Source organism: Candidatus Glassbacteria bacterium (assembly GCA_019456185.1).
Taxonomy (GTDB): domain Bacteria; phylum Gemmatimonadota; class Glassbacteria; order GWA2-58-10; family GWA2-58-10; genus JAJRTS01.
The window spans coordinates 17,632-26,763 of sequence record VRUH01000040.1 but is presented as its reverse complement, the minus strand read 5'-3'; the positions used below and the strand labels follow the sequence as shown (position 1 = coordinate 26,763).

Below are 9,132 nucleotides of genomic sequence, written 5' to 3'. Positions count from 1 at the left end.
TTCCGCTTCCTTGAATACGCGCCGCCTGCGCCCGGCTCAGACCGGGAACAGTTCGGGATGCCGGGACGCCACGTGCCGCACGGCATCCGTGTAGCTGACATCCTTGCCCTGTTCCTTCTGGGCGGCGATGTACTCCGTCACAATTTTCTCGCCCTCCTCCCCTTCGGCGGGGCCGGGATCGCCCTCCCGCCCGGCCAACTCGCCGAACAGCTTGGATTCGGACATGGACTCGATGAATTCCCGGAACCACGCCAGCGGGGTTTTCTTGTGCTCCTCCCCTTCCGCGAACTCCACTTCGGCGGCATCGTCCAGGCCCAGCATGAACTCCACGATCCCCGCCTCGCTGGCCTTGGGGGGGAGCTTTCCGCCCTTCACTTGCGCCTCGACAAAAGAGGTCAACTTGTCGCGCCGGTTTTCCAGCCGGAGGTTTTCGATCTCGGCCTGCATCGCCTTTTCCTTCTTGACGCCTTCATCGTTCGCCAAGTCGGTGGCTTCCTTGACGGCCTTGCTCACGGCCTCGGCGAGTTTTTCTTGCGTAATCGGATCGCCCATTGATTTGTCTCCTTCGGGTTGGTTGTAATCCGGCTTCGCCGGAGGGTGTAATGTTTCGATCTGCCAGTCCGGAAGCACGTCGTTTGCCGTCTCCAGACTGAACCGGTCGATGATCCATTCACGGAGGCCACGGAAGAGGTCGCGCAACGTCTGGGCCTCGTATTCATCCAGGGCGTATTCGAGCACCACGTCCCCCTCGCGCTCCTCGAAGGCGATGGGCGTCAGCCCCTTGACGGCGGGGGCCGCAGCCCCGAGGAATCCCACGTGCCGCAGTTCCCAGCCGTCGTTATCGGTCGGGAAGAAACGGACAGACACCTTGCGGTAGCGGCCTTGTTTGACGGCCTCGACAAATTCGGGCACCAGGTCCCGGAAGGAAGCCAGCAGCTTGCCGCTTTCGATTTTCAGCTTGTCCACCCAGCCCCAGGCCGGATCGTCGTTTTTGGGATGGCCGATCACCACCGGGGCGGATTGTTCCGGATCGAAATTATCCACGATCTGCTTCAGATCGCTCTCTTCCCATTCGCGGGTCACTCCCGCAGAATCGGTGTGTGTGCCGGTCTTGAATATCTCGAACCAGTTCATGACAGAATCTCCCTGCGCAGTTTCCGTTCCAGGGCATCCAGCGCCGCCTTGCGGGCTACCGGGTCTCCCGGATTGAAGGCCCAGCCCGGATCGGGCCGGGGTTCCACCTGTTCAGTCACCGTGACAAACTTGCGCTGGAAACGGTCGAACACCTTCATCTTCACCGGGCGCACTTCCGGCAGATCGTCCAGCACTTCCAGCCCGCGCCGTTCCGCCTCCGTTCGGGAGAACGATTGCACCCGGCACCGGCAGCGGTGGCCGTTGGGCGGGTAGATCGATTGCCAGCGCGGATGATCTGCGGGCAGCGTCACACCGTGCAGGGCCGCGTGATGGGGCCGCACCCGGTCGTCTCCCACGGTGAAATAACTGAGGAACGGACGCAGTTCCTTCACCTCCTGCTGTTGCTCCCAGCGCCCTGCGTGGTAGCTGCTCTGCACCCCATTCAGGAACACCGTCTCCAGGTAGTGGGGGGAGAGCGGGGTAATCCCCAGCTTGTTCGCCAGCGCCCCGAAATCGTTCTTGAAGTCCGCGAAGGTGCCGCCCTCGCTCAAGGCCCGCTCCAGCCCCTCCTTGGCTCCGGCGATCAGTTGCAGTTCCGACACCTTGCCCATGGTGAAGGCGGCGGCGCGGGTCTGCTCATCCAGCGCCTTGAATGCCTCCGGGCTGATCACTACCCGCTCTCCGAAGGCGCGGATCGCCTCGGGGAATTCCAGCGGCTCCAGTGTGATTTCTTCAGGCATCGGCCCTCCCTTGCAGCGTGGCCCGGAGCAGCGCGTTCTTCAGGGCCTCGGCGAACTCACCGGCCAGGGGTTCTTCCTGGGTGGCGATGACTTCCAGCGCGGCGATGAACTCCGCTTCGGAGACCGCCCTGCCCAGTGCCTCTTCCACGGCTTCCAGGGCCGGAGCGAACTTCGCGGCCAGGGCATCGGTCATTCCAGGAATCGCTCGGGATTCCACCGCGAAACCTTCTCTCTCCGCGAACTGGGGATCGTTTCCGGGCATGGGAGCCGAACCTCCGCTTTCGAGCACGTCCTCCCCTTCTTCCGCCATGGGAATCCCCAGGCGCTCGTGCGCCCAGGTCTTCGGCACGTCGAGGAACTTCCGGGAAATGTTGAGCACCTTGGCCCATTCCATTTGCGGTTTGGCCCCGGCCTTGAGCGAAAAGACGGGTGGCGTGGCCCCGCTGAAATTGAGTTCGGTGTGCCATCTCCCAAGCTCGTTCAGGGTCTCTTCGACCATTCGCGCATCCATTTCCACGATGTCTTCCCGCACAGATTCATGGGTTTTGGATGCCGCAAAGCTGCCCTTGTCGCCGATCTGGGTTGTCAGGGTCTGGCCGACGATGGCCTTGGAGATACCGTTCTCGCAGGCGCGGATCATCCGGTCATGGGCATCCCCGCGCCCGCCGGTCGTTTCCAGCAGCTTCGCATCGCTCCCGGCAGGAACGGCGAGCACAGCATCCTGAACAGCCGCTTCCGCGATATCGACCAATTTGCCTACCTCTTCCTCCGACATCCCTGGCGGGTATGAGATCACCGACCAGGGCATGCCGAACTTTTCCAGGAAGGTTACCCAGAATTGATAGCCGCTCATCTTGAAGGTGTGAGGCCAGTAAATCTTTGACAGCAACCGCTCTCCATAGGGATTTTGCCAACTCGCCCGGAAGCGGGTCAGCAGGAATTTCCCGGGGGGTATTTCCTCTCCGTTCCCCGGATTGCTCCGGGTTTTCAGCCGGGGATTGCCGTCCCCGTCAAAGACGATGCGCCGGGCCGGGCGGTCGGGCAGCCGTTCCACAAACCAGCGCTGGCCGTCCCTTGCCCAGATTGCCTCGTGCGCGGCCAGGCCCCACAGGGGAGCGGTCAGCATCTGTTCCATCACGCGCTGCATCGGCAGGGCCTCCAGCACTTCCCGGAAGAATTCCGCCGCCGCTTGATCCGCCGCGCCGTCGCCGCCCGGATTGACCTCCCAGCTTTGCCGGAGCACCGCAGAGGCCCGCTGAGTCACAACCGCCTCCACATGCTCATCGGCCAGGATGCGCCGGTAGGCCCGCTGATCCAGGCCCGTGCGCCGCAGTACTTCATCCGGATCGGGGAGGATGGTCAGCAACCCGAAGAATTCCGGATCGGATACCCGGCCACCCAGTTCACCGGTCAATCCTGTTGAGCGGATGTGGGCGAATGCCGTCATCTCACCGTTCAGTGAAATCGCGCTGGCTCTAGGCCGTGGCATGTCCATACCCCCGCAATATCCGCCTCGCAGTGCGCCGCCCACGGCTGACGATGCCGCCACCGGGTTTGAGAAGGCGCTGAATCAGGTCTTTCACTCCACGGGTGGCGTCCGGCCCGTCCCTTTTTTTCTTGGGGTAGAAGACAAACTGATCCACCAAAATTTTTTGATCGCTATGCCCCTTGATGAAATGGAACTTCCCATTCTCGAAATCAGGAGCCAACCCGCCCACCCGAATATCCTTGTTGATGGTGTTGGTCACTCCCACGGCGGGGATGTAGGAAAGATTGTTGTCCCTCCGGTAGAGTTCCATTGGGTAGACGATCAGTTCCTGAGCGCCGTTGTCCTCGAAACCGGCAATGCCCTGGCGCAGGGGCGGTTTATTGATATCGTTCCACTGCCGGTAGAACTCCGCCGCGCATTCCTCCGGGCTGGCATGCTGGCGGATGAAGGCCCGCAGCACGTAGTAGTTGCCGGTCTCCTTGTGATAACCGATGGAGATGATCGCCTTGTGATCGCTGTCCGCGCTCGTGGCGGGGTCCTCGTAGACCCCGCACAGTAACGGGAGATCGATGATCTGTTCGGGACGGTAATATTTGATCCATTCGCGCCGGAACGTCCCCTCCTTCGATTTGGCGGTCAACTGAAACTCAAGATCGAAGGGATCGGTTCCCATCTCCCGCTTCTTCTTCGCCAGCACATGCAGCGGGTAGCGGTGTGGTTCGGTCGGGTTGCCGTCCCCGTCGATGGCCAGAAGCTCGAAGGTCGGCCACGGCTCGTTATTCTCATCCCCCTCATGAAGCTGGGACAGGGCGCAATCCTCCGAGACGCGGGTTCCTTCCACCCGCACCTTGGCCCGCTTGGGATTCATGGCCGGGATCACCACCGAGCGGATAAAGTCGAGGATGCCGTCGATGATGTCCGGATTCTTGGCGTCCTTCTTCTCCTGGAGATCGCTCAGCACCCACAGGTCGGGGCGCTTGTTCTTCAGGGAGCGCGGCCCCCGTGCTGCTCCGCCCAGCGTTCGGCCCATCACTTCCCTTCCGTTGTTCAACACAAAGTGCGTCATCTGCCAGATCGGGCCGAGCGCCTGATCTCCGAAGTCTTGCCGGATGCGCCCGTTGGCCTCGAACTCGATGCGCAATTGCAACACCAGGGGCAATGTCTGCTCATCGGTCTTGCCCGTCAGCACGGCGAACTCGGTTTTTCCCGCAACCAACTCCCACAGGGTCTCCGCGTAGATGATGAAGGTGGACTTTCCCCAGCCCCGGAAGGCGATGGCCAGCAGGGAGTCCTCATTATCCAGATCGTCGGCCAGGCGCTGATGATGTTCGGTGAATGGATCCTCGAACAGATAGGGCAGGTAATGTTTAAAGAAGAAAAAGCGGTCTATCCGCGCCCGCTCCACCCGCTCCTTGACCGCTGTCTCGGAACCGTCCGGCAGATCGCCCGTGGCTTCGGAGATGGACTTGCGCAGGGCCTTCTCCCACCGCGCCAGCTTCTCCCAATATTCCTTGTCGGTCAGATCACGCACTGGCGATTTTCCCCATGAAGGCTTTCAGTTCCGGCAGCAATTCCTCCAGCAGTAAGGGCCGGGTCTGTTTCAGGTGATCGGAAAACTCCCGCAGCCACTGCACCGACAGCCTGCGGTAGTGAACACCCTGTTCGATTTCCTGGATGCGCATGGCGTTGACCAGCAGTTGCCCGGCCACCTTGTTCAATTCCTCCATCCGCTTCACGTCCTGATTGGCGGCGGCATTGCGTAAATCCTGGGAGAGCCTTCCCAACTGATCCCGGAAGGAGGCCAGCAGCGATCCCAGGCCCGCCCCGAATTTCTCCCGCTCGCCGTCCCAGCCGTAGTAGCTGCGCCAGCGCCGCAGGGTGCGCGCGGTGATGTCGGAGACTTCGCAGGTTTCTTCCACGGTGGCCTGCACAACCACCCACAGGTCGTAGGCTTTCTGCCGCCTCCAGGTGTTTTGCTTGTAGGTTCTCGAAGCCAATCACTGGTCCTCGCCTTGGTGTAACTTCAGGGCTTGGTTGAAGGTCTCGGCGATATCGCCCTGCTCGGAGACGTGTGAAACGATGGAGGCCCAGACATACGCGTCAATTTCGATCTCGGCTTCAACCGGCGCATCGGGCCGCGCATTCTTGCGCTTCAGAATCCGAACACCTCCATCCGGGGTGCGCTCGAAATACCAGCCGTCGTGTGCGTGAAACATCGGGCCTCCTTGCCCTGGGTTGAGATGCCGTTCGGATGCCGTTCGGATCGCTCCTCAAGCGATTTTCCGGATGCCCCGCTAGGGTTGCCCCCGGTATGGGGTTGCGGACAAGCCTGTCCGCATCCCGTGGCTTCGCCTAAACGACCTCCTCAAGTTCGGTCTCGAAGGGAATGATCACAAAATCCTCTCCCTGGGTGATCGTAATCCCCTTCAAGTGCTTCACGGTCTCTAGCTCGGCGAGGATGGCTTCCTTGTTCACCTCCTCCTTGACGCGGATGAACCGGGTCAACTTCAGTTCCTTGAGGGCCTTGAGCACCGTATCTGCGGCGCGGACGGACACTTTGGGAGGCCGTATCCGCCAGCGGATTTCACCGGATGATAGATTGGCGGTTTTCACCTTGCCATCGTTGGTCAAGGTCTCCCGATTGGCCTCGCACCAGATTTGCACTCCGGTGGACATGCCCTTGATCGTGTCGTTATGGGGCGCGGCCTCTTCCTCGAACTTTTGCCGGATCACGGCAAGTTCATCGTTCATGGCTGCCTGGATGCGCTCGCGCTCCCGCTGCCGCCGCCCGATCTCGGCGATGGCTTCCACCGCCTCCTCCCTGCTCTGCGGGACGGGATAGTCCGCCGCCTCAGATTTAATTTTTGTCGTCTTGGTTCCCATCTTCACCTTCCTTGGTGTCTTGTGGTTCTAGCTGGAAACAGGTGCCCGTCAGAATTACGGCAGGCTTGCCTTTCCGGATTCGATAATCCGCCTCGTATTCAATCCGCGCTTCCCGGTGGATCGCGGCGCATCCTGCGCCCCAGGCCCTCTTGGTTGTGGCAATTTCCCGCTCCACGTAGGCGGGAGTTTCCCCCCAGATCACCGCCAGCCAGATAAAGAAAATGAGCTTGGTCATCCCGCGCCTCCTTTCCCGAACCACCCGGCCAGCAGCGTGATGGCCGCCCCGAAGAACAGCGCGAGCAATGCCCCGATGCCGGTCATGGCCGATTGTTTGCGTTCCAGCTTTCCGATGCGCTTGTCCTGCTCCGCATCCTTCGCCTTGATCTCCCGGATGCCGGTCTCGATGCGTTCCACGATGACGCGGGTTGCGGCGGAGTCCTCCGCGATCTTGTCCGTCTTTTTGCGTTCATACAGGTCCAACTCGCTCATTCTCCGCCCCGTATCTGGGGCTGTGGTTAACCCCTCGCCGCAGGCTTGTGGCTAGGGGCATAAAGCCGACAGGCTTGTCCGCAGCCCTTATAAATCAGCCGACCCAGAGCACCAGGAATAGAATCGCGCCGATTACCAGCAGGATCACCGCGTCCTTCACGGTGAACAGCTTTTGCGACTTGCGGGAGCGAAAATAGGCCACCGCCGCGTAGCCGATGGCTGGGATGGCTGCCAGGGCGATCTTCAGGCCGCCGAACAGCCACCCGCCCAGCAGGTCAGCCGCCCCGCCGAAAAGAGAAATCAACCAGTCCATCGCTTGTTCCTTTTCAGGCGGGCATACCAGCGCCGCGAACGTTCCACATATCCACGCGGTTCCTTCCACACCCAGGGTTTGAGAGTCTCGAACAGGTTCGGATTCACACCAGCGGCCACGGCCTGTTTCTGCCAGATCAGTACGTTTCCAAGTCCCGCGTTGTAGGCCATGAAAGTAAAGGCGAGGCGATCCAGTTTCGGCCTCGGCGCGGTGAATTGATCCCAGAGCCGCTTGTCGTATTTGATTCCGCCCCGGATCGATTGCTTCGCGTCAAATCGGTTGGTCACTCCCATGGCGACGGCGGTGGCGGGCATGAACTGCATCACCCCGCAGGCTCCCACGTGAGAACAGAGGCCGGGATTGAGGAGGGATTCGGTGAGGCCCTGCGCCTTGAAGTGACGCCAATCGACCGTCCGCCCGAATTCCCATTTGCCCCATTTCCGGAACTGCGCGTCATAGCGGTTGTAATCGGGAGGAGCGGCCATCACCCAAGCTGCGGTGAAGAAGGTCATCACGATGATCGCCGCCACGACCTTGCCCACGGCCCCATTGCCGCCGGACAGGTGGTCTGCGAAATCAACCGTGGGGAAGAGGTACTTGTCGAATACTCGGATCGCGATCCCCGAGGCGACCAGAGCGATCACCAGGGCGAACAGCGCGGTGATGATGTTGAAAACGGTGTCCATAGGGCACCTCCATGTGCTGGGTTATTCAGAAATCGGACGCCATGGGGACGCGGACAGGCTTGTCCGCCTCCTGTAGCTCCGATCAACCCAGCATGGCGGACGCGCCATACATCTAAAAGGGGAGTGTTGGGTCTATTGGGAGTGTTGCTTTTGTTGGATTTGTTGCGGTGCGTGGTTCGCGCTGGAGGATACCCCACCGCTAGCGCGGTTGGGGATGGGATGTCAATCGCTTTCCTTTCCGCTCTTCTTGGCCCCACATCCGGCGGCGTCGAGAACGGCTTTTTTTTGTTTTATGAGGGCCTCCTCTTGTTTCTTTACGACCGACCGAACCTTTTGATCACCCATTGTATTGCCGAGTGCCTGCATTTTCTTAACGGACAGTTCCTCTTCGATCATGGCGGCGATAAAAATCGCGCTATTTAACCCGGATACCGCATCCTGGAATTTCTCGATCTCCGCTTTCAGAAGAGCGCAGTCCGCCTGGCCAAATGCATTGCCTGTCAATGAGGAAACCAATACCAAGGCTGCAATCAGGATTGCCAGCTTGTTCATCTTCAAGACCTCCCATTCTCAGCATTCCGTATTTTCAGCGACATGATTATAGGCCGCTGGTTTCTTCTCCCGCACTTCCCTCCCGATTTCCTCCAGTTTTTTCTTGCCCAATTTCTTGCCTATCCGCTGATTTTCATTGACCAGTTCCTCGATCCGGCGATGCAGAATCTCAATATCTTCCCGGTAGGCACGTAGCACCTCCGACTCATTCACCATTTTCGATGTTGGGGCGAACATCGGTTCTTCACCCGACTCAAGCCATGCCCTGTTCACCCCGTACAGGCAGGTAATGGCGATGATCAGGGTTTCGCTCGGCACCGCCTTCCCGGAAACCAACCTTGAGATATGTTCCCTACGCACACCAAGGCTTGTCCCGAATTCATCCCGGCCTTTCCCAAGGGATTTTATCAACGCAGCTAGCCGGTCTCCGAAGGTCTCTTCAAATGGATTGTGATTTGTAGTCACATTTTTACTTGACTTTGTGATTTTAGATCACTTATGGTTTCCGTAACGCTATCCGCTCCCAATCTCGGAACGGGAAAATCCTATTGCATAACACATGAGCCGCCATGTCACAGGTAAAAAACCAAAAGACGACACACATCGACCGACTTCTTCGCGAGCGCAAGAAGCAAGTCGAAGTGCTGATGTCCCAGAAGGGCATCTCCATTACCGACATCGAGCAGGCCACTGGTCTCAAGGCCGATTCCATCGGGCGGGCCATCGCCGGACGCATCAACTCTGTGCCGGTCATCGCCTTCCTGGAGCAACAACTCGGCTCCGGCTTCTCCGCCCTCTGGCGGGACTATCCCAACAACGCCGCCTAAACCCGAACAGCAGGGGAAC

The 9,132-nt window shown here is 59.8% G+C and carries 14 protein-coding genes; 1 reads left to right on the top strand and 13 read right to left on the bottom strand.

Annotated elements, in window-relative coordinates; all coding sequences use genetic code 11:
- Positions 1 to 36: 36 nt before the first annotated feature.
- The 13 genes from FVQ81_13265 to FVQ81_13205 form a co-directional block, all read right to left on the bottom strand.
- Positions 37 to 1,134 carry a hypothetical protein gene (locus FVQ81_13265; protein MBW7997517.1) on the bottom strand — a complete coding sequence of 366 codons (1,098 nt, stop codon included), beginning with the start codon at positions 1,132 to 1,134 and terminating at the stop codon, positions 37 to 39.
- Positions 1,131 to 1,874, bottom strand: coding sequence for a hypothetical protein (locus tag FVQ81_13260; protein ID MBW7997516.1), 744 nt, complete (start codon positions 1,872 to 1,874; stop codon positions 1,131 to 1,133). The genes FVQ81_13265 and FVQ81_13260 overlap by 4 nt, the downstream gene beginning before the upstream one ends.
- Positions 1,867 to 3,369 (bottom strand): DUF935 family protein, encoded by a 1,503-nt coding sequence (locus FVQ81_13255; protein MBW7997515.1) that lies wholly within the window; start codon positions 3,367 to 3,369, stop codon positions 1,867 to 1,869. The genes FVQ81_13260 and FVQ81_13255 overlap by 8 nt, the downstream gene beginning before the upstream one ends.
- Positions 3,350 to 4,894, bottom strand: a complete 1,545-nt coding sequence (locus tag FVQ81_13250) for a hypothetical protein (GenBank protein MBW7997514.1) — start codon at positions 4,892 to 4,894, stop codon at positions 3,350 to 3,352. The genes FVQ81_13255 and FVQ81_13250 overlap by 20 nt, the downstream gene beginning before the upstream one ends.
- Positions 4,887 to 5,360, bottom strand: coding sequence for a hypothetical protein (locus FVQ81_13245; GenBank protein ID MBW7997513.1), 474 nt, complete (start codon positions 5,358 to 5,360; stop codon positions 4,887 to 4,889). The genes FVQ81_13250 and FVQ81_13245 overlap by 8 nt, the downstream gene beginning before the upstream one ends.
- Entirely contained in the window at positions 5,361 to 5,579 is a 219-nt protein-coding gene (locus tag FVQ81_13240) for a hypothetical protein (protein MBW7997512.1), read from the bottom strand.
- Positions 5,580 to 5,715: 136 nt separating this feature from the next.
- Positions 5,716 to 6,246, bottom strand: coding sequence for a host-nuclease inhibitor protein Gam (locus FVQ81_13235; protein ID MBW7997511.1), 531 nt, complete (start codon positions 6,244 to 6,246; stop codon positions 5,716 to 5,718).
- Positions 6,221 to 6,481: a hypothetical protein gene (locus tag FVQ81_13230; GenBank protein ID MBW7997510.1), complete on the bottom strand. Its 261-nt coding sequence runs from the start codon at positions 6,479 to 6,481 to the stop codon at positions 6,221 to 6,223. The genes FVQ81_13235 and FVQ81_13230 overlap by 26 nt, the downstream gene beginning before the upstream one ends.
- Complete coding sequence (locus FVQ81_13225) at positions 6,478 to 6,735, bottom strand: hypothetical protein (protein ID MBW7997509.1); 258 nt, start codon at positions 6,733 to 6,735, stop codon at positions 6,478 to 6,480. The genes FVQ81_13230 and FVQ81_13225 overlap by 4 nt, the downstream gene beginning before the upstream one ends.
- A gap of 94 nt (positions 6,736 to 6,829) precedes the next feature.
- Positions 6,830 to 7,048 carry a hypothetical protein gene (locus FVQ81_13220; protein MBW7997508.1) on the bottom strand — a complete coding sequence of 73 codons (219 nt, stop codon included), beginning with the start codon at positions 7,046 to 7,048 and terminating at the stop codon, positions 6,830 to 6,832.
- The gene (locus FVQ81_13215) at positions 7,036 to 7,734 is read right to left on the bottom strand and encodes a transglycosylase SLT domain-containing protein (GenBank protein ID MBW7997507.1); all 699 of its coding nucleotides are present in this window, start codon (positions 7,732 to 7,734) and stop codon (positions 7,036 to 7,038) included. Before FVQ81_13215 ends, FVQ81_13220 begins: the two co-directional genes overlap by 13 nt.
- 222 nt (positions 7,735 to 7,956) lie before the next feature.
- On the bottom strand, positions 7,957 to 8,286 hold the full coding sequence (locus tag FVQ81_13210) for a hypothetical protein (protein MBW7997506.1): 330 nt from the start codon (positions 8,284 to 8,286) through the stop codon (positions 7,957 to 7,959).
- Positions 8,287 to 8,304: 18 nt separating this feature from the next.
- The gene (locus tag FVQ81_13205) at positions 8,305 to 8,772 is read right to left on the bottom strand and encodes a helix-turn-helix transcriptional regulator (GenBank protein ID MBW7997505.1); all 468 of its coding nucleotides are present in this window, start codon (positions 8,770 to 8,772) and stop codon (positions 8,305 to 8,307) included.
- Between the two features lie 83 nt (positions 8,773 to 8,855).
- Between FVQ81_13205 and FVQ81_13200 the strand changes: the two genes are divergently transcribed.
- Positions 8,856 to 9,113, top strand: coding sequence for a hypothetical protein (locus tag FVQ81_13200; protein MBW7997504.1), 258 nt, complete (start codon positions 8,856 to 8,858; stop codon positions 9,111 to 9,113).
- Positions 9,114 to 9,132: the final 19 nt, after the last annotated feature.

Coding starts and splice junctions, on each gene's coding strand:
- FVQ81_13265 (MBW7997517.1), bottom strand. CDS start 1,134: ATGAACTGGTTCGAGATATTCAAGACCGGCACACACACCGATTCTGCG.
- FVQ81_13260 (MBW7997516.1), bottom strand. CDS start 1,874: ATGCCTGAAGAAATCACACTGGAGCCGCTGGAATTCCCCGAGGCGATC.
- FVQ81_13255 (MBW7997515.1), bottom strand. CDS start 3,369: ATGGACATGCCACGGCCTAGAGCCAGCGCGATTTCACTGAACGGTGAG.
- FVQ81_13240 (MBW7997512.1), bottom strand. CDS start 5,579: ATGTTTCACGCACACGACGGCTGGTATTTCGAGCGCACCCCGGATGGA.
- FVQ81_13235 (MBW7997511.1), bottom strand. CDS start 6,246: ATGGGAACCAAGACGACAAAAATTAAATCTGAGGCGGCGGACTATCCC.
- FVQ81_13230 (MBW7997510.1), bottom strand. CDS start 6,481: ATGACCAAGCTCATTTTCTTTATCTGGCTGGCGGTGATCTGGGGGGAA.
- FVQ81_13225 (MBW7997509.1), bottom strand. CDS start 6,735: ATGAGCGAGTTGGACCTGTATGAACGCAAAAAGACGGACAAGATCGCG.
- FVQ81_13220 (MBW7997508.1), bottom strand. CDS start 7,048: ATGGACTGGTTGATTTCTCTTTTCGGCGGGGCGGCTGACCTGCTGGGC.
- FVQ81_13215 (MBW7997507.1), bottom strand. CDS start 7,734: ATGGACACCGTTTTCAACATCATCACCGCGCTGTTCGCCCTGGTGATC.
- FVQ81_13210 (MBW7997506.1), bottom strand. CDS start 8,286: ATGAACAAGCTGGCAATCCTGATTGCAGCCTTGGTATTGGTTTCCTCA.
- FVQ81_13200 (MBW7997504.1), top strand. CDS start 8,856: ATGTCACAGGTAAAAAACCAAAAGACGACACACATCGACCGACTTCTT.